Genomic DNA, 23,678 nt, shown 5'->3' on the forward strand with positions numbered 1-23,678 from the left:
GGTTCTCCGGTGGTGGTCGTGCCTGAGTTCAGGCGATCTGAAAATCCGACTTTTTCAACAGAATCGGCCAAAAGCGGTCAATGGCCAAGGGGGTATCGATGTACCGAGAATTCGTTGGAGGTTATTGAGTTATGTGCGGGCTCGCTCTTCATACCAATGTGTAAACGCTTCAGCGGTTATCGGTCGGCACACATGAAAGCCCTGGGCTATGTCGCAACTGAATGCGCCTAAAGCACTGAAAACGTCCGCTGTTTCTACGCCTTCGGCAATGACCTTCATGCCAAGGTTGTGACCCAGATCGATGATGCTACGCACAATCAGTTCGTCAGCCTGATCGTCCTGCATGGCGAGCACGAAAGACTTATCGATCTTGAGTTCGCTGATGGGTAAGTTCTTCAACTGCGCAAGGCTAGTAAAACCGGCCCCGAAATCATCGATGGCAATACGGATGCCCATCGAATGCAGCTGCATAAGGATTGTTCGAGCCAAATATGAATCAAGCATGATCGCCGACTCGGTCACTTCGATGACGAGCAGACTCGGGGCAAGCCTGTAACGTTCAAGCAGGTCAACGATCTTAGTCACCAACTTTTCGTCCAACAAGTTGCGCGAAGAAACGTTTACCGCCACCTGAATCCGAATCCCGGCGTCTGCCCAAGTCCGCACCTGAGACAACGCCAGGTTGAGTACGTACTGCGTCAGAGCGCCAATGATCCCGGTGAGCTCAGCGAAGGGGATGAACTCATCTGGGCTAATGAGTCCGCGCACCGGGTGCCGCCAGCGCACGAGTGCTTCGACCCCCATGACTTTTCCTGTGCTCAGGCTGACCTGGGGTTGGTAATCCAGGAACAGCTCGCCACGATCCAGGCCTCGACGCAAGTCACCGAGCAGGGCGAGACGCTCCGGGGAGCGCTGATCCGCGCCAGGATCGTAAGTAAGTATGCCATTACCCTGTTTCTTGGCCTCATACATGGCAATGTCGGCGCGCTGCATGAGTGTCGAAGCATCATCGCCATGAAGGCCGGAGATGACCACACCAACGCTCGCTTCAACGTCGAGATCGACACCTTCGATTTCAAACGCAGCGGTGATTGCAGCGTGTAGCCGTAGCGCCGCTTTTAATGCGCCTTCCAGACCGTCTACGGAGGGTAGCAGGATGGCAAACTCATCCCCTCCCAACCGGGCGATCGTATCAACTTCCCGTGCAACGCTTACCAGCCGCCGGCCTATCTGGTTGAGCAGAAGGTCCCCGTAGTGGTGCCCCAGGGTGTCGTTGATTTCTTTGAACCGGTCAAGATCAATCAGCAACAACCCTGTGATTGAGTTCTGGCGTCGTCCCAGGCGCAATGCCTGTTCTAAACGGTCTACCAACAGAGTTCGATTGGCCAGCCCAGTAAGTTTGTCGTGCAGCGAAGCATGCAATGCATCTTCGCGCTGACTGTCGAGTTCGACACGCGTGCGCTGCAGCACCTTGGCAAACAGACCAACAAGAATCAGCCCAACGACAAAAACGATGGGGGTAGTATTAGCGTTGAACGACTCGCGCGTGCGAAGCTTCACCAGTGACGAAATCGATTCCTGGTCATGCTCAGCCGATGCTTGCAGAACTGCCTTTTCAATTTTGTCGAAAGTCGGGTCGGCCACGTCATTGTCGATCCGACGCACTTCCGCCCGATCTCCACGATCAACTGCATCGAACAACCGTTTGATGCTCTCCAGATAGGAAGGTAGCTCTGAACGCACGTCTACGACGAGGAGGCGATCTTTTCGCGATCCGGAATGGTAAACCTGCTCTAGCGAATTCGTCAGTTCCTTCATTGCAGCATCGAAGAGACGGCGAACCTCCGAGCTTGGCTCCAACTGGTATTGACGCTCCTGAGACTCTGCAGCGGCAACTGCCGTCGCTGCTTCAGAGTAGTAATCTGACAGGACACTCGATGAAATGGCCTCTCGACCCAAGTGATCCGTTGTTATAGACGACCACACCGCGAATCCACTGATTGAAAGCAACACGATGGCGAGCCCGTAATTCGCCCACCCGGATAATACTGTTTTGCTCCAGTGTAATACCTCTGGTGCCACACTCTCCTGCCCAAAGGCAACAGCGGTCTGAGGACTGATTCGCTGTGAACTGTTCATACGACAGCAGTCGCTTCAATCGAGACGGAATTCGGTCGATGCTTCAATTTCCCGACCTGTCGAATATGACCGCCCCCTGAACCTGTTCCATGCTGAATATCCGACATAGAGCTCTCCTAGCAATTATGGGTGTGGCTTTCCTGCCACATCCTAGGAGAGTAGTCGAGGTTAGAAAAATAGAAGTTTATATGGTCTAAGTGTCTGCTTTGGGTCGGAATCGGTCCTTTGACAGGTTCGTCTTCACCGCTTAGTACCCTCCTAACTCTCCAGCCAGCGCCCATAGAGTTTGGGAAATTGTTCACGCACCCAATCAACAAAGACCTCAACCTGCGGGGCCAGATGCGAGCGACTGGGGTACAGCACTGACACCGGCCTTGGGTGTGGGCGATAGGGGCGCAGCACCTCAACCAAAGTTCCGTCCGTCAGAAAACGGTCCAGCGTAATACCTAGTGCCTGAAGAATGCGAAAGCTTGCGACGCCACACTCGACATAGGCGTTGGGCTCGTTGACGGTAATGTCTTGGCGACTGACGTGACATTGCTCGCTACCGCCATCCATAAATCGCCAGGCCTGCGGGCGTTGATTGTGCCCTGACAGAAAGGTCACGCCACGGTGTGCGTTCAAATCTATATCAAGACTAGAACCTCCGAAGGCAGACACCAGTTGTGAATGCCTCCGTTCAGCTTTAGCAGGTCAATCGGGTAAGCGCGTATCTATTTATTCCCCATCAACCTTTGAATCGCCACCCTGTTTGCCGAGAAGCCAGCACACGATGCCAAGCACAAGTGTAGCGAAACCCAGCGCGGCAATAGTAATGGCTGGTGTAGTCATCGAATCCAGAATCACGAATTTGCGACTGAGCGCCAACAGAGCGATCAGCAGAACAGTTCTCACCTGGACGATGCTGTCACGTCGTAGCGCTGGGCGAACTATCGAATGCTTGAATTCCAGCGCAATCAGGACGGTAAAGATCGAGCCAAAAATCGACTGGAACACTTCATGGTCGAGCGGATCGATTGTTCCCGATATCAACATGGGAAGCAGGCGCCGACAGAGCTGGAGCATCGCCATGAGGATCACACTGGCGATGATAAGGCTCAGGGCGAAAACGATTATCTGCTCGAACCTCTCATAAGCATTCATCAGCGCCCATTGCACCCGGAAACGTTTAAAAGAGGAGTCTGGTTCTGATAGCCCGCGCTTCGTCATGGACGAATCCTCCAGTTCATGGCCATGGAGCCCGCGCCATGGCCCTACGACGGGCGAGATAGTGACGGTTCTAGCCATTTCAAGAGCAACCAGTATCATCTATCCCGGAACCAGTTGCATCCAGAAGGTGAGCTAGGCCGGGAGGCAATTTCGTCAAGGTGGTCGAGCCGATCGGACGGGTCTTCGCAAACTCAATGTTGAGGCTGTCACACCCATTATCCATACACTTGGTCAGGCTGGATTTCCACTCTATCGAGATAGCAAAGACACTTGGTATCAGCCTGAAAATATAGAAGTAGGCCAGCGCGAATTCATCGTCCAGGATCCCGAAGGTTATCTCGTAAAGTTGGTAGAGCGGTTGGGCGAGAGACCTGCTTGCCAGATCTGAATTTACGCCAAGCCGACCGTCCGCTTGGGTCGGATAGCGCCCCTCACTCACTGTGACTGATCCACCCTTGTCCTCCCTGAACGTGGAGGACCAGCCATGAACACTATTGCCACACACAGCCATCAGCCTTGGAACAAGGGAAAGATTGTCGGCCAGAAAGCACCGCTTCGAGTCAGAGATATCTGGGCCATTCGGGTCAGACTCCAGCTCGCGGAGAAGACACGGGATTTGGCACTCTTCAACTTGGCTATCGACAGCAAACTGCGCGCCTGTGACTTAACCAAGCTGCGAGTACGAGATATAGCCCATGGAGCACATGTATCATCACGAGCCATCGTGATGCAGCAGAAAACCCAGGACCCTGTGCAATTTGAAATCACTGAGCAAACCCGAACGGTTCTGGAGGCTTGGATGCATCAGGCCCACCTTCGAAGTGAGGACTTCTTGTTTCCGACCCGGCTGCACGACTCAGACCACCTCTCGACCAGACAATACGCTCGAATAGTCAAAGCGTGGGTGACCGCCATTGGCCTTGACCCAACCATGTACGGTACTCACACACTACGGAGAACCAAGGCATCGCTGATCTATCGCAGGACGAAGAACCTGAGAGCTGTCCAACTCCTGCTTGGTCATACGAAGCTTGAAAGCACCGTCAGATACCTGGGAATCGAGGTCGATGATGCCCTGGAAATGGCGGAACAGACTGAAGTCTGATCATCCATAGTGACGGTCGATGCTAGACCGTCGCTATTCGGCCAGAAACGGCCAGTGGGGCAGAGCATCTATTACGCTATATTTTTATGCCCTTCATTCGGTCGGGACTCGCTTTTTGTTCAAGCCATGAGAGGAGATGTGATTTGCCTCAACGCCTGCAACAGCCAATGCGTCGGACTGCGTTTTTTGCAGACACAACTGCGCTGATCCTGTTTTTCACGACCACCGGCATCATCAATGAACGTTTCATTGCTGGCATGACGTGGGATCAGGTCCTTCATGCTCGCCTTCTGGGAGCGAGCCTGATGATTCCAGTCGCGAGACCTTACGGCTTATGGCGGGATTGGTTGATAAAGCGAGCCAGTCAGAGCCGGGTTTCCTTGTTGCTATGGGACAGTATTGCCCTCGTCAGTTTCCAAGTTCCCATCTATGCGGCGATCATTGCTTTCAGTGGTGCATCGGGAGGCGGCCTAGTGCGCGGCACTTTCGGCGCGGCCCTGATGATGCTCATTCTGGGACGACCTTATGGCGCGTTTCTTAACGGGGTACGGAAGTTGTTTGGCTTACCTCCAGGTGGCGATAAGCCAATGTCGCTGAACAGCTGAGTGACCGCTATCGGATGATTTCCGCCAAGGGTGGGTGCAAAAATTGAAAAGTTTGGGTGTTGCGGAATTGCACGATCGGTAGAGAGCTGCCCGTTGCTGACGGTGGCGACAGGCAGAAATCGGCCACTGACAGACTGAGCATGGCGAATCGCACCACGGATCATCAGCGCATGAAGCTGGTCTAGCGCACCGCCCGGATCCGGATAAGCCTCTACATCAACGCAGCCAATGCAACGTCAAGTGGCGCCAGGCTCGTGATCAATACACCAACCCTTTGCGGATCGTGTCGGGTGGTATTGGTCCCGATGGCTTAGTGCCTGGGGCTTGCGTCCATCTCTGAGGCCCGCGCCAGTGCTTGCGTGTCGACATATTCTCGAATGTTCGTCAGCTTGCCATTGCGAACAGTGATGGCGAAGACAAAATAGTCCTCAAACGTCCTGTTCGTGGCTTTGACTTTCCCCGTAGCAAAGCCAACTACCAGAACCCGGTCTCCCTGCGCTACGAACTCGGGGGGCTGCGGGGAGGAAACTTCCATCTCTGCGGAAGCCTTCTGAAGCAGGTCTGCCAATCCCGCGTGCCCGCGGTGCGTGCCGGCCAGCGGCCAACCCTCTCCCGGAATTATCCACTCGATATCTTCGGCAGACAACGCCAGCACACCTTGCCTATCGCCGCCGCCCATTACTGCAAAAAAGTCCTTCACAATCTGGATATTCTCTTGAATGCTCATAAAGACTTCCCCATTGCTCTTACAGAGGATCGCGTAGTGTCCGTCATTCAGCCGGGGACGAGGCCGAGTTGTTGCTGCATCGCAGAAGCCTCGTTGTAGCAATGGAAAGATTTGACCTTCCCGCCTTCGAGTTGGAAAACATCGCATGACGGGACATCTATCGTCTTGCCCGTGGGAGCTAGCGTCCCTGAAGCAAGAGGCAGATCACCCTTGTGCGTTCCCCGAATCGCGAGTTCGACAACGACGACGTCTCCCGCGACATGGATGTTAAATATCTCACGGTGGACATCGGGGAACGCACTGACCATACCCGCGATAGACTCACCAATGGCCTTCCCGCGAAACTTCATGCCGGATGCCATATCCCACATGTATCCTTCCTCAGAGAACATGGAGACAAACTTCTCGATATCCGTTCCTTGGCCTTCCGCGGCGGTGCAGAGTTCTCTGATTATTCTTTCATTATTAAGCATCATCGATCCTCTTCTTCATTATTGGGCACTTATCCAATCGTATAAGTTGTGGACCTGCGGGCGAGGACGATGGTTCAGCCGATATCGACGTTCAAGGTGACGTCCCAGGTGTCGGCGCCGTTTTTGGCAAGGCCGATGAGCATCAGGCCGGCCGCCTCGAGCGTCTGGGCCATGTGCAGGCCGTCGACATCCAACGGACGCAGCCGAGACTCTCGAGTCCACCCTTAGCAAGGACGTGGCCGAAGAGGGTGTTGAACGCCTTGCTGCCGGCGTCGTCCTCGCTTCAATCAAACTGTGGCTACCCTTTGTCCACGAGGCAGGACCGCATCAAAATTTGCGATCGCGATTCATCAGTCGAACTTGACCGAGTCCTTGAAGATCAGTTGTCCCCAGATATTTTCGCGCGCCTGCACAAGCAGTCCACCGTCCGAAAGCCCGCCAAGTTTGATCGGCGAGAAACCGTGATTTTGCGCAAGCGCACCAATCTCCGCTTCGGCGCTGTCATCGTCGCTCGCTAGAAACACGACTCTCCTGCCACCCTGCACGGCCGGATCCTGGCCAAGGACGGCAGCGCCCAAATGATTGAAGCCCTTGACCAGTCGTCCACCAGTGAAGGCCTGCGCGACGACCCTGGAAGAAGGCTCTCCTCCCAGTTCCTCAGGGGACACGCCGTAGGCATTGGTCACATCGATGATGGTCTTTCCCTTCCAGGTCGGCAGCACCTTCGCGACATCCGGGTGCGACTCGAAACGGACAGCCAGAAAGACGATGTCCGCCGGCCGGGCGTCACGAGTCAGATTTGCGCCAGGCCGCCGTCGACGGCGACCTCACTTGCGGTCATGAAGCTGCTGTCCTGCGATGCGAGAAACGCGGCCGCCGCACCGATCTCCGCCGGATCGGCCATGCGCTGGAGCGGATTCATCGAGGCGAAGACCTTCATGCCTTCCTCGCCTAGCGCTTCCTTCGCAAGTTCGGTCGCTGTCGGCCCGGGCGACAGCACGTTTACCCGGATGCCGGTACCCTTCAGGTCCTCCGCCCTGGTCCGCGCGAGGTTGCGCACATTCGTGAAGGGGCAACGGTCGCCATCGCCGACATCAATCTGGAGCGCGCTCAAGCCACGGCTGCCGAGCTCGGGCCTAACGCTTACGCCGTCAAGATGGACGTCACCAACCAAGCGTCCATCAATGGTGCAATCGCCGCCGTCATTTCGCAGACAGGTAAGTTGGATATCTTGATTAACAACGCCGCGTTGTTCGATCTGGCTCCCATTGTCGACATCACCCGCGACAGCATTGAGCGTTTGTTTTCGATCAACGTCGCAGGAACACTTTTCACCCTGCAGGCAGTAGCGCGTCAGATGATCAGTCAGGGACATGGCGGCAAGATCATCAACATGGCCAGCCAGCCAGCCAGCCAGCCAGCCAGCCAGGCGGGACGGAGGGGGGAGGCACTTGTTGGTGTGTATTGCGCAACCAAAGCGGCGGTTATCAGTCTGACGCAATCAGCAGGTCTAGATTTGATCAAGCATGGGATCAATGTGAATGCCATCGCGCCAGGCGTCGTAGATGGCGAGCACTAGGATGGTGTCAATGCCATGTTCGCCAAACTTGAGAACCGACCACTGGGCGAAAAGAAAAAGCTCGTGGGTCAGGAAGTGCCTTTTGGACGGATGGGCACAGCTGACGACCTGACGGGAATGGCCATTTTCCTCGCTTCATCTGAGAGCGAGTACGTTGTGGCTCAGACCTACAATGTCGATGGTGGTAACTGGATGAGCTGACGAGTTTTGGAGCATTGGGCCGACGGTATGCATGGAAGCGGAGCGCAACACTGACGCTCTAGGGGGCTTTGCATACATGGGGAGTAGCGGCCTCGCCAATTGAAATTCTACAAAATTTCCACTGGCGAAATCGTCTAAACCAACGACGCTAACTAAAAGACTTTGAAAGGGCAGCGCTGAACCCGGCTCAACCACGGTTTTGTCTTGGCCGGGCAAGTGATCTTGATTGAGCACAAAAAAGGGGCCCATTTCGGGTAATGCCAGTCAGTTAATCTGCACCTGCCGTTCCAGAAGCGATCTACGCACCGATGAAAGACGAGGATTTTAATGACAACGACAGTCAGCGATTTTCTGGTTGAGCGACTCAGCTAATGGGGGGGCCTCCATTATTTTTTTTGGGAGGCAAGTAAGGAAGAAATTTATCGCTAACGTGACTGGCCGACAGGTTGCTCCCACTGGCCACCATCCGCTACCCGGACGTTAGCCAAATCATAGGGGGCACGCCTTCCATGCAGCCGATATTGAAACCAAACTTGTTCGGATTGGTACTGCGTCGGTGATGGGTGTAGAAACCACAGATGCCGTAAAAGAAATCCCTTGCGCAGAACGAGCAATCACATCGATGTAGATCAGGTAGGCCTGCTGGTAGTCTATGATTTATATGAACATTGAGCGGATCAGATTTGACACGTCCTCTAGGTCAGGAAGGAAGAATGCGCTCGGTTCACCCACCGCTGACTTTCCAGTGTTTGACATCATCCGCGAACATCATTTGCTTCATCTCATGCGCAATCCCATATGCCAGAGACTCGTGTGCAGCGATGACTTTTTCTTCTGCTGAAAGGCAATGAAAAATATCGAGCTTGGTCTCTGCGTCAGCAGTTTCGAGTGTGAAAATTTGCACGTAACGCGCGAGGTCGTTATCGAGGCTCGACAGGTATTCACGCAGACGCTGATGGTCGACGGATTTTTGGCTGAAATACCAATTCATCGGGTGAATCAGGAAGCGCGAGTGGGGCGAGGTGATACGGCGGCTGGCCGCCAAAAACATAATGATGCCCATCGATTCGATGTTACCCGCGTTGATCGCGCATAGCGGTACCGGCAATGACTTCAGGAACGTGTAGAGGGTGAAGCCAAAGTTAGTGCTACCCCCGCTTGTAGAAAGGTTGAGGAGCAAGGAGGTGGCGCCTTGATCGATGGCTTCGAGGCAACAGTCCCGGAAGCGCTCAGTCGTTCCCTGATCGATCTGGCAATGAAAATGCACGATGTGTTCAGTCATCGATTGACCTCCTGAGTGTGATGGGTGGAGGGCTTCTACGAGTTATTGAGTCTAGTAAAAATCGAACATTTTGATCTGAAATCCGACGTAAGTTGCTCCTCTGTGCCACACACGCCGTCCATCGAATGCGCGCATTTTAATGGAACCAAATACCCAACTCCACTCGTCGCGAGTCAGTATTTCAGTTCAAACTTTCTGTTTTGTGCGTCCTCCGAATTAGACGAGCCCATGCTCGTGCTAACGATGTAGAGGTGAACAAAAATGGCCAATACAGGAAACAAAAATCCAGGCAGTTTTTCCAATGACCGGGACAAGGCTTCTGAAGCCGGTAAGAAAGGTGGAGAAGCCTCTGGCGGAAATTTTGCCAACGATCCACAACGCGCGTCTGAAGCAGGCCAAAAAGGTGGTCAAGCTTCCGGCGGACAACAATCCCGTGATAGTGATCGCATGTCCGGAGGCGGGCAGGGTACGAATCGCGGAGGCGAATTTGCCGACGATAAAGAAAACATGTCCAAGCCAGGCCAAAAAGGCGGCCAGGCTTCAGGCGGACAACGGGCCAACAAGGCTGATCAATCGTCCAGCGGTGGAAAAGGAAGCGGACGCGACAGCAATCTTTCCGATGATCGCGATAAATCCTCTGAAATGGGGGGCAAGGACGGTGGGATGAGCGGAGGTGGAGGACGCAAACCCTGATGCCGTCTGACCCCATCAAGCCCCGAATCTTTCGGGGCTTGATTTCGATATTGTCGGCCAATACTGAGATCCGAGCCTTGGCTCACAACTCAGCAACGAATATATTTTTGGGGGGGGAGCAATATCGTAGAGGCGAGTGCCGACCGCCAGGATTTTAAGAATCGCTCTACCGCTTTCGAAGGGATTGCCCTCAAGACCATCGAAATTCTCACGCGTGAGGCGGCACAAGTGATCCTATGAACAAGCATCCGCCTTGTTCACGAAACGACCTCTTAAGATGTCGAGGTTTTCCAAATGCACCTGATCGAGATTTTTTTGCCGCTCAACACGAACGATGGCACGCCTCAGCCCGTCGAGCTTTTTCGCCGCGTACGGGAGCAGTTGGCCGATCAGTTCGGAGGAGTGACGGCGTTCACTCGCAATCCGGCGAAAGGAATATCGCTGCTGGAAGACAACGAAAAATCAGAGGACGACATCATCGTTTATGAGGTAATGGTTGAAGCTGTTGATCGGCTTTGGTGGCAAAGCTATAAGCGCGATCTTGAAGAGCGTTTTCAACAGGAGGACATTCTGATCCGTGCCACCGCCGTGAGTCTCATTCGCTGACCAAAATCGTGAGGGTCACGTAATGAGGTGAAGATGTCGACTTCCTTTAAACGATTTGAAGTGAAGCAAATCTCAAACATGTACGAGCTGGATTGCTCGTGTGAGTACCCTTATTACCCAGCATGCTATGAGGGCTTTTTTTTCACACACAAATAAAGGCCCAGCATTGAGCTGAGCCTCGAATTTCAGTCAAGCAGCAAGGCTAGGGTCAGAAAGCGCCTTTTTGTAGCCTGCTTTCATTTCTTCCATCTGCAGCCCTAGTTCGTCCAGCTTGGCTTTTCCAAGAAGCTTCTTCGCTTGAGGAAACGTCTCTGTTTCTTCCTCCTCGATATGGTGCTCCAAAAGCTCTTTGACGACCTTCACTCGGCCAGAGAACTCAGGCGTGCCAGGATCTGTTGCTTTCAAATCCGGCAGCACGAGGGTGTCCACAGTACGGTGCTCCTCCTTCGCTTCGTAATACATCACGTCCTGTTCCTTGCTCCCAGCTTCCTTGAATGCTGGGTAGAGGATTTCCTCCTCCAATTTGGTATGGATGGTGATCTCCATCTCCAATTTTGCCAGTAACTCAGTGCGCTTTTTGATGCCGCGCTCAGTCGATTCGGTAAGCTGAGACAGAATGGCTTTTACGCGATCGTGGTCTGCTTTCAAGAGGTCAATGGCGTTCATGTCGGCTTCCTTCGGTAATCACGGTTAGACGCGCGTCGATCGATGTGCCAACGCTACGCAGTACCATTACCTGCATCGGCTATGCCAACAATCACTAGTAAAAAAGGCTATAAAAACCAACGAGTTGTTTTCCTATGGTGTGTCTTTGGCTCGGGTGTTTTGCATGATTGATTGATACCCGACTTGCAGATTGCGGAAGTATTCAGGGAACCCGAATGCTTTGGTTCCAGCTGTCCTATGAAGGGCCTCTCACTAATAGTTCCAATACCTTAATCAGGAACCTCTACCTAGACTCCGTTCATCAAGGAGAAGTATTTCGAGCCTTAGCTTTTGGCTTTCGGAATCATTGGTGCAGGGGATAGTCAACCGACAAATACTGCATCGGACAGGTGTCATGTCTATATACGCCCACACCGCCTTTATTCCCAATCATCGCTCGCTGCTTCCAATGGCTGATTCCTGTGCGCGCTGGCTAATGATGGGGGCACGGCATGGACGCGATTGATTCGGCGCTGATGGCGGCGCGTGCCCAGTTCGCGATCACCATCAGTTTTCATATCGTGCTGGCGGCATTCACCATCGGGTTGGCCAACTTTCTGATGGTGCTCGAAGCGCTTTGGCTGTGGCATGGGCGAAAGATCTACTTGGACGTCTATCTTTACTGGTTAAAGGTTTTTGCTCTCAACGTGGCGGTGGGCACCGCCTCGGGTCTGATTCTGGAGTACCAATTCGGGCTCAATTGGTCGCGGCTGTCGACCCAGGCGGGAGATATCCTTGGCCCGTTGATGTTCTACGAGGTACTTGCCGCATTTTTTCTTGAGGCTGGCTTCCTTGGCATCATGTTGTTCGGATTGAAGAAGGTTGGCCCGCGTCTGCATTTTTTTGCCACTTGCGCCGTAACAATTGGATCGCTCATCAGCGCCTTCTGGATCTTGTCAGCCAATTCCTGGATGCAGACACCCGTCGGTTACTCCATTGGCACAGATGGCCGCTTCATCGCCGAGGATTGGTGGGCAATCATCTTCAATCCTTCCTTCCCTTATCGGCTTGTGCATATGACGTTGGCCGCGTTGCTCGGCACCGCTGCGCTGCTGGGCGGTGTCAGCGCCTGGCAGCTGTTACGTGCGCCTGAAAACCCGAGAGCACGGCTTGCCTACTCCATGTCGCTGTGGGCGATCGTCGTGCTCATGCCTGTGCAAATCGTGGTGGGAGATCTCCATGGTCAACACAGCCTCAAAGTTCAGCCACAGAAGGTCGCTGCCATAGAAGGCTCCTGGACTCGCCCAGCGGAAGGGGCAGGGGAGCCGTTACGCTTGTTCGCCCTTCCAGACATGACGGAGCGGCAAAACCATTGGGAAGTGGCAATTCCGCGCATAGCTTCGCTGTACTTGCGGCATGACCTAAGTAGCACGATTGCCGCCCTGGACGAATTCCCACCTCAGGACATACCACCTGTGCCAGCGGTGTTCTTTGCTTTTCGCTTCATGGTCGGTCTGGGCCTTTTGATGTTGGGGCAGGGCATGACCAGCTTGGTACTGCGATGGCGACAACGGTTGTACGCAACGCGTTGGATGCTCCGAGTCTGTGTGTTGATGGCTCCAGCTGGTTTTCTCGCGATGCTCAGTGGCTGGGTAGTGACCGAGGTTGGCCGCCAACCCTTCATCGTCTACGGATTGCTGCGCACGGCTGACAGCCTGTCTTCGGTGTCTCGACAGCAGGTGGTAGGGGCGACCTGGACAATCCTGTCGTTTTACCTGGTGATCTTCGGCGTGGGTCTCTGGGTGCTACTGCGATTATTGCGTGAGCCGCCTCACGAGGGCGAGCCCGGGCCGCAACCCACTTTGGCTGACGAGACGGGTGAATCCTGAGGGCATGAATCCATGGTGGACAATGACTGGATAACACTACTTTCTGCCGCAGCCTTGGGGTTTTCGGTGCTGAACTATGTGCTATTGGACGGCACTGATCTTGGCGTTGGCGTACTAATGGGCCTTACCCGTTGTAGCAAGCATCGTCGTGCCATGGCCGTGACTATCTTGCCCATATGGGATGCTAATGAAACATGGCTCGTGCTCGGTGGCGGCGGTCTGTTGGCATTATTTCCGCTGGCCTACGCCATTCTGCTGCCGGCGCTTTATCTGCCTTTTATCCTAATGTTTTTGGCGTTGAGTCTTCGAGCGGTCGCGCTGGAGTTTCGTGACTACGCGCCAAGCCACGGAATCAAACGCGCGGTCGACGGCTTGTTGTTGTGCGGTTCACTGCTCGCCGGCGGATCTCAGGGAATCGTATTGGGTACGCTGGTACAAGGCGTACCTAATGATGCCGGGCAGTACAACGGTAACGGGTGGGAATGGCTGGGTCTGTTTCCGCTGTACTGTGGCGCAGTGCTTGTGGTGGGCTACACGTGGCTGGGCGCCTGCTGGCTTTATTGGCGTACGGAAGAAGAACTCCAGCGGCGGGCAAGGCGGCAGGCGAGGGCGCTGGCAAGCATAATCTTAGTGCTATTGGCCGGGTTGGTTGTCTGGACAGCGACACTGGATACCCGGTATGCACAGCGGCTTTCAGATCGTTTTGTCTGGCTACCGACAGCAACCCTGCTCATTGCACTGCTGATCGGCTTCGTCCTGGGATTTCGCAGTCGCCGACATTATCTTCCCCTGTTCGCTGCATTGGGAATCTTCGTTGTTGCATTCGCAGTGATGAACGCGGTGCTTTTTCCGTTAATTGTCCCGCCGCATCTGAGCTTGCAAGCTGCCGCCTCCAGTCCGACCAGCCAGATTTTCATGCTGGTCGGTTTCGCCGTGCTGATACCAGTGACGCTCATCTACAACACCTACGGCTTCAGAGTCTTCAGTGGAAAGGTTCGTGCCGCCCGTGATTGACCATAGCCTTTCAATGCTGGCCAACCCAATACTGGTGTACGGCGCCCGGCAAACCTTGTACCGGGTCTTGGTCGGGAAACGGCAGCGTGTCGATGCTCGCCAGTTGGGCCTTGGTTGGCGCCACGCGGCAGATATCGGCATGCTGACCCGGCGGATAAGCACCGACGACCAGAAAGTCTTCGCTGGACTCTAAATTGCAGTGGCCGGTGCCGGCTGGTAGCAGCAATACATCGCCTGAGTTGACTTCAAGTACGTGTCCATCTGGGCCGCCCAGCATCAACCGGGCCTGGCCGCTGGCGATGCCAAGCACTTCATGACCTTCGGTATGGTAGTGGTGGTAGCTATAAACCCCGTATCGCCATTGTGGCAGCCAGCCATTGGCGCTGAAGGTTTTCTCGAACAACGCAGCCGGGTCACCACCCTGAACGGCAATCGCGTTGGGGTAAATGAGTACCGGTAGGCGCGGGTTGTTAGGAACCCATTTGTTGCGTTCAAACATCAGGATTTGAACGGTAGCGGTCACAGCTTGCGGTTTGTTCATTCAAGGATCTCCGAAACTTGGCTACGGCGATGGATTTTCATACATCGATCTGTAACTCCAAATCAGCGTTTTCCAATTTGCGGGCATGAGCCACTGTGCCATTCAAGCGCTCTCCTGAAGAAAGGGTAATGGTCAAGGAATGAGCCTTGTGCAGATCGTCTGGCTCTGGCGAAAGCACCTGCACCTGTAAGGCACCAGGCTTGATGGGCGTGATGAGTAGGTCGCAATCAACAGTTTTAGCGATAGGGCCGAGAAGGGTGTCGTTTAAGTAAATCAAACGTACGTGGTCTGTCATGGCTACGTCCTTTAATGCCAGGGATTGGAGGCGTAGTTTCTGTGCTCACCTATGCGCTAGACGGTAGCTATGACAAAAGAGTTCAACGCCAAGGGCTGACCGCTCCCAGACGTGCAAGTGCAGGCCGATGTACCGAGGCGCATCTATAGCTTCTCGATAACCAATCTTGGGTCTGCAGTTGAGCTAAAAGCTGACTAACAAGTCAGGATGGTCAGCTGCACTTGTCTTATTACGAGGATCACTCCATGCGCCACTACACCTTGAAATACTTGTTCAACGGCGAGGCCCGCACCCACATGTTCGAACTCAAGCAGCCTCAGCTGCCCTTGCATGAGGCGGCGATGCACCTGCTTCAGCTGCATTTTGGGGATGGAGAGAACAGCCTACTCATGCCCACTGCGGACGCGACGCCGGAGGAGATATTAGAGCAGGCTGAGCTGGTAGGGCTGACGCAGATTAAGGTCGTTAATAAACCCAGTTGATGCCAGATGCAGCGACCAGCAACGCGCGCCTCGGCAGATTTGAAGGGCTGTTTTTGGCCGACTTTGGTTAGTCGTTACAGGGACAGGAATCGGCCGATAGTGGTCGGTAGCTCCTGTGAAGCCCAAGTCATGCCCCTATGAATCGAGCGGGGATCCGTGAGACAAAACATGTCCCTGATTCCACCGTCGAAGTGACACTCGAGGTTCCATTATGCGCCCTGGCGATTTGCAATTCGATGTAGTGGCCCAATCCCAGACCTTCGTCACGTTGATCCGCTTCTGATCGAGCAAACGCCTCGAATAGCAATGGCATTAACTCCAGAGAACTGGGGCGCCTTGGTTGGCCTCCGATATAACAAGCTCGTCATCATCGGTATAAGCATGCACGCTGATGGGTGTTGCAGCTGCCCCGCGCGTGACCGCGTTACCCAATAGGTTTGATAACAATTGACTGACCCGCAGAGCGTCGCAGTAGACGCTAGTGGGCACGTTAAGTGAGTGAGTCAAAACTGCCTGAGGATGTGATGTTTGTACTTCATCCAAGGGCATGAAGGTGGCTTGAACACGTGGAAGAGTCGGAGATTTCGCACTGTCAGATCACGATTTGGTGGTGGAAGTCATCGAGGAGTGAGGATGAGCAGGTCAACGGCCAGGACATGGCAATAGCTAGTCGTAAATTGCCTTACCCAAGCGTTTGGCGACTATTCTTAATAGACAGGAATCAGTCAACCCAACCACCGAGGAGGAAAAGTCATGATCTCCAGTCTTGAGCTGCGCCACATCATCGAAAGCGGCTTTCTGCCTCTTTCCTGTAATTGCACCGTGAATCCTGACGGTTCACTGATGATCAAGGTATTCGAGCCTTCATCTGATCGCGTCGAACTATTGGTCACTGCTGTTTCTGCTGCGAATCTCACCTCCAGTCGTGCAATCGCGAATCTGATCTCAGAGCTCCGAAGCGATATGACGGTCTGCAAAACAACATTTGCGTGACGAGGCGCTCATCGAGTCGTGAAGTTTTCTCGACCGTTAGGTGCCTGCCTTTGATGTCGGGCTAGACTCCAGCGTCACCCATCATCAAAGTCCTTCAGTCGTGTCCGTCGAAAGAATTTTTCACCTAGAACAAGCCCTGTTAGCAATGATCACCGCCGCTGGCCAACAAGGCATCGGTAGTGATGTGTTATGCGCGCAAGCCGTAGGAGGATTGATGACTGACCGTTACTGGCACTGGGCGAATGCGGAGCACAGACACGGCGCCGCCGAAATCGAAAGTGCTATGACACTTCTGTTCGATAAATAGAGTCGGATATGAACGTCGTCGTTTAGTGCTGCTGACGTATCCTGAAAGATGGAAAATCTTGGTACGCAGCCTCTCAAAACTAGATGGATGAGAAGCAAAAATATAAAGCGGGTAGGCCTGCATCCACGGATACCAGACTGAAATTTTTGGTACCTCATGGTCTTCCGGTGCGGTGGTACCTGTGCAATCGAAAGACCGTTATTGGCTAACGGGTAACTTCACACGGAAAATCGTGCCCTGCTCCAGCGTCGACTCGACCTCTATTGTTCCACCATGTCCCTCTACAATCTGGGATGCTATGAATAATCCCAGCCCCAGACCAGACGACGCTCCTTCTCCCTCGGAGTACCTGGAATAACGTCCTTCTGGATTGAAGAGAGAGGGCAATGCATAGGCAGGAATGGGCTCTCCGTAGTTCTGCACGCAAAAGCAGGCACTGGTGCCATCCCCGTTCAAGGTGATATTAATTGGACGCTGTGAGTTGCCATGCCGTACAGCATTGCCAATGAGATTCGAGAAAACTTGTGCCATGCGCGTTGGGTCGTACTGTCCGGATACCGTTCCCGTATCGACGAAAATAATTTGCGCTTTAGGATGGGCGGTGGTGAGCTCGTCCACGACTGATTTGCAAACAGAAGTCAGGTTAGTCTTTTGCGGTCGTACCGGGATACCAGTTCCCAGATTACACCGCGCCAAGTCGAGCAGGTCGTTCACCATGTGGTTGGCGCTTTGAACACTTGTAGAAATCTGCGCAATTATCTTTTTTCCACGAGTGCCCAGTTCTTCTGTCTGTCTCAGCAAGTCGGCGCCCAGCGTCACGGCGCCCAATGGTGTGCGAAGGTCGTGGCCTAACACCCCCAAGACTGTTTTTCGGGTTGTCTCTACCGCTTGACCATAGGTCTCAATCGATTCGATAAGCGCTTGATCTATCGCCTCGTTGAATCGAATCATGTCGACGATTTGATGGTCTTTCCCTTCATATCCTTGGGCAAGCCAAAGTCTGAGTACGCTCGACCTGAGTGCACGATATTCGGAAACCATCTGGTCTAAAGTGAAACCAGCCATGAGGCGCGTCAGTGCGTGGCTTTGGGCAGCCGATTCTTCGTCGGTTACAGGCCCCATGCCTTGAGACTTGTCGATCTGTTGCTGCGGAGTTTGGGAGGTGCGCATATCCTCTGCAACACTCCTCAAAATATACTCGGCATGGTCTCTAAGGCCTCGTGAATCCAAAGCTGGCATCGGGGTATCAACAGACCTGGCGAATTCCTCCCACGCTTGCAGAATAGGCTCAAGGTTTTTGAGGATGAAATCTGAAAGTCGCATGACAGTCCTTTCTCGCCTCCTGTTTATGATGAAGGTATCAGCCACCTAAATTTGGTCGACAAAATCAGACTAGCGGAATGACAAAAATCGGCAATAGATCCAGCACTGAAAACCGCTCGTCAGCTGCCCGAAACGCTAACTATTTGCAGTACCTCTAAGTGAAAAGGTTTCGGGATCTTAACCATGTCGCCAACAGTGCTGGTCGTAGAAGATGATGAAATACTGCGTTCCCTGGTGGTTGATGCAATTTCGCTGTTGGGGTTATGTGTGATTGATTGTGCATCTGCAGATGACGCTCTCACCACGCTGGAGGGCTCGTCTTCAATAGCTCTGGTAATGACCGACGTATGCATGCCGGGCAGTATGGATGGATTGGAATTAGCACAAGTGATCTGGTCACGTTGGCCTTGCTTGCCTGTCATCGTCACGTCCGGCAATAGATCGATACCCGACGGGCTGTTGCCTTCCCATGCTATGTTCCTGCGCAAGCCATGGGCACTGGATGTATTGCATGAGGCGGTCAGGAAGTACCTGCCGGCGTAGTGTCCGCATCCAACCGCTCGATAGATGTAACGGACGTTCATGCCAACCCACCAGTTGTTTGGTTTTGTGTGCGCTACGCCGTTTCGACCTTTCCGAATTACCTCTGTATCAGCCCAAAGAGCCAGGATGAATTGGAGGTGTATTTCTCCAATTCACACCGTCGGCAAATTTCTCTTCGTTACTCAGGTCGCAGTCGCTTGACGTGGAATTGAGAAAAACTGGCAAGCCACTTTTTGCCGAAGAATCCTAGGTATCTTTTCTGGGATTCTGATCCGTGCGCTGACCAGGCTATTGATTCACCCATCCCGGTCTCTGGCACGGAACTCATGAGCTTTAAATCTTCCACCCTGGTTTGATTGATGTTGAATAGCAGGGAAGGAGCAGGTCTGAATTAGGCATCACGATTCCTCCGTGGAAAAGCCAAGCGTAGCAGTACACAAAACTTGAGGATCGACTGCGTCAGCTCGATGCCAGTGGAGGTGAAACGATTGGTTGGGAATTACTTCGGCGCGTTCCTTGACTACTGAGTTTCATAGACAAGAATGAGATGAAATTTCTCATTAGGATGAACGTCATGATTTCCGCTCTTGAGCTCCGACATATCATTGAGAGCGGTTTATTACCTCGCTCCTGCACCTGCTCCGTGAACCCCCAAGGGTCGCTTTTGATCAAGATGATTGAGGCCTCCTCTGGCCGTGTCGAACTGTTTGTCCCCGGAGTGTTGGCATCGGATCTCACGTCCAGTCGGGCGATTTCAAATTTGCTCGGCGAACTCAGAATTGAAATGACGGCGCGCAAAGCGATCTGTGCGTAGGCGCTACGGCAAATGGTGGACTCGGAGCATCAGAGCTAACAGCCCAACCACGACTCAAGTCTTACGAGTGGGATAATTAGGCTGCAGGAGAGACGCCACCGCGATTACCAAGTCGTCCAATGACCAAGGCTTATGCAGGTAGATGGTGGATGGCGGTATCCGGGGCATTGTGGAGAGGCGCCCAACCACGGCTGGGCGCCATTTGACTCAGCCAGTGTGGTGACTCTCGGCAAGTCCATAGACGGATGTGTCGATGCCTTCGAAGCGCGCTTTTAACTGCAGCGCCAGATACAGCGAATAATGCCGTGATTGATGCAGGTTACCACCGTGGAACCAGAGGTTTTCCTGCTGTGTTGGCTTCCACATGTTCCGCAGTTCGCCCTCGTACGGGCCAGGATCATTCGTGGTTCCAGAACCCAAGCCCCAGCAGCGGCCGACCTTGTCAGCTACTTCCTGGGAAATCAGCTTCGCCGCCCAACCATTCATTGAGCCATAGCCCGTGGCGTAGACGATCAGATCTGCCGGTAGTCGGCTGCCATCGTTGAGTACGACGGCATCTGCTTCGATACGTTCGACACCCAGGCCAGGCGCGCTCTTGAGCTTGATCGTGCCGTTAGCGATCAGTTCGGAGGCGCCGACGTCGATGTAGTAACCAGAACCACGGCGTACATACTTCATGAAAAGGCCAGACTCGTCGTCACCAAAATCGAGCATGAAGCCGGCCTTAGCCAAGCGCACGTAGAAGTCCTTGTCACGCTCCTTGATCGCGTCAAAGATGGGTTGATGAAAGCTTGGCATAACCTTGTAGGGGATCGAGGCGAACAGCATGTCGGCCTTGTCCGTGGTCAAACCCGTCTCCAGGGCGTCTTCAGAGTAGAGCCCGCCGAAGACGAGATCCATTAAGCTGTCGGAACGCACGATGTGGGTGCTGGAGCGTTGCACCATGGTCACCTCGGCGCCGTTCTCCACCAAGTCGGCGCAGATATCGTGAGCCGAATTGTTTGCACCGATGACCACCGCTCGCTTTCCACTCCAGGCGTCTCCGCCGGGATGGCGACTGGAATGATGCTGCTGGCCATTGAAAACCTCGGCACCCGGATAACTGGGAACATTGGGTACGCCAGACATGCCGGTGGCGAGGATCAACTGGGTAGGCTGTAAAGTCACACGCTCGCCCTCGCGCTGCACTTCAACCTTCCAGGTGCCACTTTGCTCGTCAAAGCTGGCGCTCACGCATTCTGTACGCGGCCAATAATGGAGCTCCATAACTTTGGTGTACATTTCCAGCCAGTCGCCAATCTGGTCTTTTGGAGTGAAGACTGGCCAGTGATCGGGGAAGGGCAGGTAAGGCATATGGTCGTACCAGACAGGGTCGTGCAGGCACAGCGACTTGTAGCGACCGCGCCACTGATCACCAGGACGCTCGGCCTTGTCGACGATCAGAGTTGGCACACCCATTCGCTTGAGCCGCGCAGCGAGCCCCAGCCCACCCTGGCCGCCTCCCACGATCAGGCAGTAAGGTTGGGTGGTGATGCCTAGCGAAGCTTCTTCATCGCGACGCCGCTCTAGCCAGTTGCGTTTGTCGGCGTGGGCGTGACCATGACTGGCACCCATTGGACGACGGCGGCCGCTGGGTTCTTCAAAGCCTTTGAGCTCGCGCATGGTCGTCAACAGCGTCCAGCACAGGCCCTCCTTTAGACGCACGTAGCCTTTACCTCGCGCCGCATCTGTTTCCAGGCTGATCCAACCTTCGAGCACACCGTCATTCAGCGTTGCCTCGCCTTCCAGTTTCCATCGCTCAGGACGAGTCTGGTCGAGGCGTGTTTCGAGCATGTCTCGGATGGCAGGCTTGCCTTCCAAGGTCACCAAATTCCAGCTGAAAAGTAGCAGGTCACGCCAGTGACACTCTTCGGCAAACAGTTCCAGCACGCCGTCCACATCACGCTGGGCGAGACGCTCGCCGAGATTTTCGATCCAAGCAGCGAGTTGAGCAGTTGGCGTGTGCAGAGGCGTTTCGACAGCGATGTTCATGGGGCTTCTCCCGATCCTGTTGTTTTTGTACAACTTGCCCCAGAGCAAGGCTCGGGCCACCTTCTCGAAAGCCCCATTGCAGAGCTGCTGCTGCAGTATTGCTCAGGCTTGGATTCGAATCTCTGTCACGATTCTGGAAATGGTGGATGACAGAGTGTCACTCGGTGCAAAAAGCGCTCATTGCGATCTTTTCATATAAGCTGCGAACAGACCCGTGTCCTAACCGTAACGGAGAACAAGAACAATGAAGCCGGCCTTGATCAACGCCCATGCACAACAAGTGCTGCAAGCCGTGCAGGACACTCACGCCAACCATGGCCCTATTGCTGACCGTGCCATCACACGATCTTGGCGCCGGTGCCTGGATCAGTATCAGCTCGATCCTGCCAGTCGCCGCGCACCTAACGTGGTTGAGCATCCACGCTTGCAGGATCACCGCGCGCCACTGGAACACATCATCGCTGTGGCGCACTGGCAGATGAGTAACTTGCACCAACAACTCGGACGTGATGGCCACGTGGTGCTACTCACCGATGCTCGCGGTGTGGCGATCGACAGTGTGTTTAACGAATCCGAACGAGCCGAATTTCAGCGTTCCGGGCTGTGGCTCGGCTCTGTATGGAGTGAAGATTGCGAAGGCACCAACGGTGTCGGCACCTGCTTGGTCGAGCGAGCGCACGTAACCATCCGTCGTGATGAGCATTTCCGTGGCAAGCACGTCGGTCTTACCTGTTCGGCAAGCCCGATATTTGATGCGAGTGGAGAGTTGCTAGCCGTGCTCAACCTCTCTTCTGTAAGGGATGACCACAGCCTTCAGCAACACTTCCAGGCCATGGCATTGACCAACCTATCGGCCAAGTTAATAGAGAGCTGTTTTTTCTTGGGGCATGATCCGCAGCGATATTTGCTGCGCTTCCACCCTGAGGCAGGCTTCGTTGGACTGCTGGGTGAAGGACTGCTCAGTTTCGACGAGAGTGCCCGTATTTGCTCAGTCAATCATGCTGCGCTGGATCTGTTGGGCCTCAGCCGTGATCAAGTGATCGGCCAGTCTCTAACAATGCTGTTGGAAACACCTATTGAGCAGGTGATGAGCCAGGCCAGCTCTCAGCCGAGTGTCTGTTGGCCAGTGCGGCTGGTGGACGGACGCCAGTTCTACGGGCAGCTGCGAGAACCCGCGCACCAGGCGCCCTTAGTCATTCCCGCGACTCCCAAAATCAACGACTTGCACGTGTGCTTGGAAGACCCACGCCTGCAACGCGGCTTTGCTCGCGCATTACGTGTTTTGGAGCGTGACGTTCCGGTGTTTTTACAGGGCGAAACCGGTACTGGCAAAGAAGCTTTTGCTGCGGCGCTGCACCGCGCCAGCTCCCGAGCGACCCAGCCGTTTGTGGCGATCAATTGCGCAGCCATTCCAGAAACGCTGATCGAAAGCGAGCTGTTCGGCTATCGCGGCGGTAGCTTCACCGGTGCACGTAAAGACGGGATGATCGGTAAGCTGGAACAGGCCCACGGCGGCATACTATTTCTTGATGAGATCGCCGATATGCCACTGGCTTTACAGACTCGCCTGCTGCGCGTGTTGGAGGAGCGACAGGTGGTGCCCTTAGGCGGCGCGACGGCACGTCCGCTCGATGTTCGCCTCATCAGTGCCAGCCACCAGGATCTGCACGCCTGCGTGGCCGAAGGGCGCTTCCGCGAGGATCTGTTCTACCGCGTTGCCGGGTTCGCCGTGCAGCTCCCACCGCTGCGTGAACGATCAGACAAGGGGCGTTTGCTCGACCTATTGCTGCGCGAGGAGGCAGCAGGGGGCAGGATTCGGCTAGAGGCGGGCGTCAGAGAGCGCCTGCTGACGCAGCCTTGGCCTGGCAATGTCCGGCAGCTGCGTACGTGCCTGCGCACACTGGTAGCGTTGGCGTTGGAGGGGTATGTCACCCTGGACGATTTGGCGGAGTTGCTGCCGGCAGTGCCAGCGACAGTTGCGCTGGCCGAAAATCCGCTGGGCGTATCCGAGCGGCAGACACTGCTCAAATTGATTGAGGCGGAACACTGGCATATCGCCCATGTTGCCGCTCGCCTAGGGATCAGCCGCAATACGCTCTATCGCAAACTGCGTCATCACGGTATTTCACGACCCGGTTGAATGCAGAATGACATCGTCGCGTTTCCTGTCTCTGTGGACTTG

Annotated in this window: 23 protein-coding genes and 4 pseudogenes; 13 read left to right on the top strand and 14 right to left on the bottom strand. The window is 54.4% G+C overall.

The genetic code is table 11. From position 1 onward, the window contains the following. Positions 1–129: 129 nt before the first annotated feature. From JFU37_RS26595 to JFU37_RS26605, 3 genes are all read right to left on the bottom strand, one after another. Positions 130–2,139, bottom strand: coding sequence for a putative bifunctional diguanylate cyclase/phosphodiesterase (locus JFU37_RS26595; protein ID WP_201120003.1), 2,010 nt, complete (start codon positions 2,137–2,139; stop codon positions 130–132). Positions 2,140–2,397: 258 nt separating this feature from the next. Next, positions 2,398–2,799 (bottom strand): LysR substrate-binding domain-containing protein, encoded by a 402-nt coding sequence (locus tag JFU37_RS26600; protein ID WP_342214987.1) that lies wholly within the window; start codon positions 2,797–2,799, stop codon positions 2,398–2,400. Positions 2,800–2,856: 57 nt separating this feature from the next. Further along, entirely contained in the window at positions 2,857–3,348 is a 492-nt protein-coding gene (locus JFU37_RS26605) for a phosphate-starvation-inducible PsiE family protein (protein ID WP_201120004.1), read from the bottom strand. A 187-nt stretch (positions 3,349–3,535) separates the two neighbouring features. Between JFU37_RS26605 and JFU37_RS30880 the strand changes: the two are divergent. The 3 genes and pseudogenes from JFU37_RS30880 to alaE form a co-directional block, all read left to right on the top strand. Further along, positions 3,536–3,736, top strand: a pseudogene (locus JFU37_RS30880) (VOC family protein); the annotation flags it as partial. A gap of 96 nt (positions 3,737–3,832) precedes the next feature. Further along, entirely contained in the window at positions 3,833–4,453 is a 621-nt protein-coding gene (locus JFU37_RS26610) for a tyrosine-type recombinase/integrase (RefSeq protein WP_201120005.1), read from the top strand. A 143-nt stretch (positions 4,454–4,596) separates the two neighbouring features. Beyond that, positions 4,597–5,058, top strand: a complete 462-nt coding sequence (gene alaE / locus JFU37_RS26615) for an L-alanine exporter AlaE (RefSeq protein ID WP_201120006.1) — start codon at positions 4,597–4,599, stop codon at positions 5,056–5,058. A gap of 310 nt (positions 5,059–5,368) precedes the next feature. Here the strand turns inward: alaE and JFU37_RS26620 are convergent, their stop codons facing one another. From JFU37_RS26620 to JFU37_RS26640, 4 genes and pseudogenes are all read right to left on the bottom strand, one after another. Then, positions 5,369–5,785: a nuclear transport factor 2 family protein gene (locus JFU37_RS26620; protein ID WP_201120007.1), complete on the bottom strand. Its 417-nt coding sequence runs from the start codon at positions 5,783–5,785 to the stop codon at positions 5,369–5,371. Positions 5,786–5,832: 47 nt separating this feature from the next. Then, positions 5,833–6,261: a nuclear transport factor 2 family protein gene (locus JFU37_RS26625; protein ID WP_242485833.1), complete on the bottom strand. Its 429-nt coding sequence runs from the start codon at positions 6,259–6,261 to the stop codon at positions 5,833–5,835. A gap of 347 nt (positions 6,262–6,608) precedes the next feature. Further along, on the bottom strand, positions 6,609–7,055 hold the full coding sequence (locus tag JFU37_RS26635; protein WP_274609966.1) for an NADPH-dependent F420 reductase: 447 nt from the start codon (positions 7,053–7,055) through the stop codon (positions 6,609–6,611). Continuing rightward, a pseudogene (locus JFU37_RS26640) lies at positions 7,052–7,318 on the bottom strand (SDR family oxidoreductase); the annotation flags it as partial. The gene JFU37_RS26635 and the pseudogene JFU37_RS26640, both read right to left, overlap by 4 nt. Here JFU37_RS26640 and JFU37_RS26645 point away from each other — a divergent pair. Next, positions 7,313–8,038 (top strand): annotated as a pseudogene (locus JFU37_RS26645) (L-iditol 2-dehydrogenase); the annotation flags it as partial. The pseudogenes JFU37_RS26640 and JFU37_RS26645 sit on opposite strands and share 6 nt — an antisense overlap. A 724-nt stretch (positions 8,039–8,762) precedes the next feature. On the opposite strand, the gene JFU37_RS26650 reads toward JFU37_RS26645, so the two are convergent. Beyond that, positions 8,763–9,320, bottom strand: a complete 558-nt coding sequence (locus tag JFU37_RS26650) for an ATP-dependent Clp protease proteolytic subunit (RefSeq protein ID WP_201120008.1) — start codon at positions 9,318–9,320, stop codon at positions 8,763–8,765. A gap of 309 nt (positions 9,321–9,629) precedes the next feature. Between JFU37_RS26650 and JFU37_RS31385 the strand changes: the two are divergent. Together JFU37_RS31385 and JFU37_RS26660 are read left to right on the top strand one after the other, a co-directional pair. Then, positions 9,630–9,743: pseudogene (locus JFU37_RS31385) on the top strand (general stress protein); the annotation flags it as partial. Positions 9,744–10,307: 564 nt separating this feature from the next. Then, entirely contained in the window at positions 10,308–10,619 is a 312-nt protein-coding gene (locus JFU37_RS26660) for a hypothetical protein (RefSeq protein ID WP_201120010.1), read from the top strand. A gap of 189 nt (positions 10,620–10,808) precedes the next feature. Here the strand turns inward: JFU37_RS26660 and JFU37_RS26665 are convergent, their stop codons facing one another. Next, a complete protein-coding gene (locus tag JFU37_RS26665; RefSeq protein WP_201120011.1) occupies positions 10,809–11,285 on the bottom strand; it encodes a hemerythrin domain-containing protein in 477 nt (158 codons plus the stop codon). 491 nt (positions 11,286–11,776) lie between these two features. Between JFU37_RS26665 and JFU37_RS26670 the strand changes: the two genes are divergently transcribed. Then, positions 11,777–13,153 carry a cytochrome ubiquinol oxidase subunit I gene (locus JFU37_RS26670; protein ID WP_201120012.1) on the top strand — a complete coding sequence of 459 codons (1,377 nt, stop codon included), beginning with the start codon at positions 11,777–11,779 and terminating at the stop codon, positions 13,151–13,153. Positions 13,154–13,165: 12 nt separating this feature from the next. Continuing rightward, on the top strand, positions 13,166–14,167 hold the full coding sequence (gene cydB, locus JFU37_RS26675; protein WP_201120013.1) for a cytochrome d ubiquinol oxidase subunit II: 1,002 nt from the start codon (positions 13,166–13,168) through the stop codon (positions 14,165–14,167). A 10-nt stretch (positions 14,168–14,177) separates the two neighbouring features. Here cydB and JFU37_RS26680 read toward each other — a convergent pair whose 3' ends face one another. Next, entirely contained in the window at positions 14,178–14,708 is a 531-nt protein-coding gene (locus JFU37_RS26680) for a cupin (RefSeq protein WP_201120014.1), read from the bottom strand. Positions 14,709–14,745: 37 nt separating this feature from the next. Continuing rightward, on the bottom strand, positions 14,746–15,003 hold the full coding sequence (locus JFU37_RS26685) for a hypothetical protein (protein WP_201120015.1): 258 nt from the start codon (positions 15,001–15,003) through the stop codon (positions 14,746–14,748). 245 nt (positions 15,004–15,248) lie between these two features. Here JFU37_RS26685 and JFU37_RS26690 point away from each other — a divergent pair, with 245 nt between their 5' ends. Beyond that, positions 15,249–15,485, top strand: a complete 237-nt coding sequence (locus JFU37_RS26690; RefSeq protein WP_201120016.1) for a hypothetical protein — start codon at positions 15,249–15,251, stop codon at positions 15,483–15,485. Between the two features lie 127 nt (positions 15,486–15,612). Here JFU37_RS26690 and JFU37_RS31170 read toward each other — a convergent pair whose 3' ends face one another. Beyond that, positions 15,613–15,798, bottom strand: a complete 186-nt coding sequence (locus JFU37_RS31170) for an ATP-binding protein (protein WP_342214989.1) — start codon at positions 15,796–15,798, stop codon at positions 15,613–15,615. 440 nt (positions 15,799–16,238) lie between these two features. Here JFU37_RS31170 and JFU37_RS26695 point away from each other — a divergent pair, with 440 nt between their 5' ends. Beyond that, positions 16,239–16,478 carry a DUF1652 domain-containing protein gene (locus JFU37_RS26695; RefSeq protein WP_201120017.1) on the top strand — a complete coding sequence of 80 codons (240 nt, stop codon included), beginning with the start codon at positions 16,239–16,241 and terminating at the stop codon, positions 16,476–16,478. Positions 16,479–16,983: 505 nt separating this feature from the next. Here the strand turns inward: JFU37_RS26695 and JFU37_RS26700 are convergent. Continuing rightward, complete coding sequence (locus JFU37_RS26700) at positions 16,984–18,108, bottom strand: sensor histidine kinase (RefSeq protein WP_201120018.1); 1,125 nt, start codon at positions 18,106–18,108, stop codon at positions 16,984–16,986. Positions 18,109–18,291: 183 nt separating this feature from the next. On the opposite strand from JFU37_RS26700, the gene JFU37_RS26705 reads away from it, so the two are divergent. Next, positions 18,292–18,651, top strand: coding sequence for a response regulator (locus JFU37_RS26705; protein WP_201120019.1), 360 nt, complete (start codon positions 18,292–18,294; stop codon positions 18,649–18,651). A gap of 574 nt (positions 18,652–19,225) precedes the next feature. Next, positions 19,226–19,465, top strand: a complete 240-nt coding sequence (locus JFU37_RS26710) for a DUF1652 domain-containing protein (RefSeq protein WP_201120020.1) — start codon at positions 19,226–19,228, stop codon at positions 19,463–19,465. A 207-nt stretch (positions 19,466–19,672) separates the two neighbouring features. Here the strand turns inward: JFU37_RS26710 and JFU37_RS26715 are convergent, their stop codons facing one another. Next, complete coding sequence (locus JFU37_RS26715) at positions 19,673–21,496, bottom strand: NAD(P)/FAD-dependent oxidoreductase (RefSeq protein ID WP_201120021.1); 1,824 nt, start codon at positions 21,494–21,496, stop codon at positions 19,673–19,675. 244 nt (positions 21,497–21,740) lie between these two features. Here JFU37_RS26715 and JFU37_RS26720 point away from each other — a divergent pair, with 244 nt between their 5' ends. Beyond that, a complete protein-coding gene (locus JFU37_RS26720; protein ID WP_201120022.1) occupies positions 21,741–23,636 on the top strand; it encodes a sigma-54-dependent Fis family transcriptional regulator in 1,896 nt (631 codons plus the stop codon). The last annotated feature ends 42 nt before the right edge of the window (positions 23,637–23,678 follow it).

Origin of the sequence: Pseudomonas sp. TH41, assembly GCF_016650695.1 — a bacterium.
In the GTDB taxonomy this organism is placed as follows: Bacteria; Pseudomonadota; Gammaproteobacteria; order Pseudomonadales; family Pseudomonadaceae; genus Aquipseudomonas.

What these genes read in the sequence shown, in the direction of transcription:
- JFU37_RS26710 (WP_201120020.1), top strand. Translation starts at nt 19,226, where the DNA reads ATGATTTCCGCTCTTGAGCTCCGACATATCATTGAGAGCGGTTTATTA.
- JFU37_RS26695 (WP_201120017.1), top strand. Translation starts at nt 16,239, where the DNA reads ATGATCTCCAGTCTTGAGCTGCGCCACATCATCGAAAGCGGCTTTCTG.
- JFU37_RS26670 (WP_201120012.1), top strand. Translation starts at nt 11,777, where the DNA reads ATGGACGCGATTGATTCGGCGCTGATGGCGGCGCGTGCCCAGTTCGCG.
- JFU37_RS26700 (WP_201120018.1), bottom strand. Translation starts at nt 18,108, where the DNA reads ATGCGACTTTCAGATTTCATCCTCAAAAACCTTGAGCCTATTCTGCAA.
- JFU37_RS31170 (WP_342214989.1), bottom strand. Translation starts at nt 15,798, where the DNA reads ATGCCATTGCTATTCGAGGCGTTTGCTCGATCAGAAGCGGATCAACGT.
- JFU37_RS26650 (WP_201120008.1), bottom strand. Translation starts at nt 9,320, where the DNA reads ATGACTGAACACATCGTGCATTTTCATTGCCAGATCGATCAGGGAACG.
- JFU37_RS26610 (WP_201120005.1), top strand. Translation starts at nt 3,833, where the DNA reads ATGAACACTATTGCCACACACAGCCATCAGCCTTGGAACAAGGGAAAG.
- JFU37_RS26625 (WP_242485833.1), bottom strand. Translation starts at nt 6,261, where the DNA reads ATGATGCTTAATAATGAAAGAATAATCAGAGAACTCTGCACCGCCGCG.
- JFU37_RS26690 (WP_201120016.1), top strand. Translation starts at nt 15,249, where the DNA reads ATGCGCCACTACACCTTGAAATACTTGTTCAACGGCGAGGCCCGCACC.
- JFU37_RS26685 (WP_201120015.1), bottom strand. Translation starts at nt 15,003, where the DNA reads ATGACAGACCACGTACGTTTGATTTACTTAAACGACACCCTTCTCGGC.
- JFU37_RS26705 (WP_201120019.1), top strand. Translation starts at nt 18,292, where the DNA reads ATGTCGCCAACAGTGCTGGTCGTAGAAGATGATGAAATACTGCGTTCC.
- JFU37_RS26660 (WP_201120010.1), top strand. Translation starts at nt 10,308, where the DNA reads ATGCACCTGATCGAGATTTTTTTGCCGCTCAACACGAACGATGGCACG.
- JFU37_RS26665 (WP_201120011.1), bottom strand. Translation starts at nt 11,285, where the DNA reads ATGAACGCCATTGACCTCTTGAAAGCAGACCACGATCGCGTAAAAGCC.
- JFU37_RS26595 (WP_201120003.1), bottom strand. Translation starts at nt 2,139, where the DNA reads ATGAACAGTTCACAGCGAATCAGTCCTCAGACCGCTGTTGCCTTTGGG.
- JFU37_RS26605 (WP_201120004.1), bottom strand. Translation starts at nt 3,348, where the DNA reads ATGACGAAGCGCGGGCTATCAGAACCAGACTCCTCTTTTAAACGTTTC.
- JFU37_RS26715 (WP_201120021.1), bottom strand. Translation starts at nt 21,496, where the DNA reads ATGAACATCGCTGTCGAAACGCCTCTGCACACGCCAACTGCTCAACTC.
- cydB (WP_201120013.1), top strand. Translation starts at nt 13,166, where the DNA reads ATGGTGGACAATGACTGGATAACACTACTTTCTGCCGCAGCCTTGGGG.
- JFU37_RS26680 (WP_201120014.1), bottom strand. Translation starts at nt 14,708, where the DNA reads ATGAACAAACCGCAAGCTGTGACCGCTACCGTTCAAATCCTGATGTTT.
- JFU37_RS26620 (WP_201120007.1), bottom strand. Translation starts at nt 5,785, where the DNA reads ATGAGCATTCAAGAGAATATCCAGATTGTGAAGGACTTTTTTGCAGTA.
- JFU37_RS26720 (WP_201120022.1), top strand. Translation starts at nt 21,741, where the DNA reads ATGAAGCCGGCCTTGATCAACGCCCATGCACAACAAGTGCTGCAAGCC.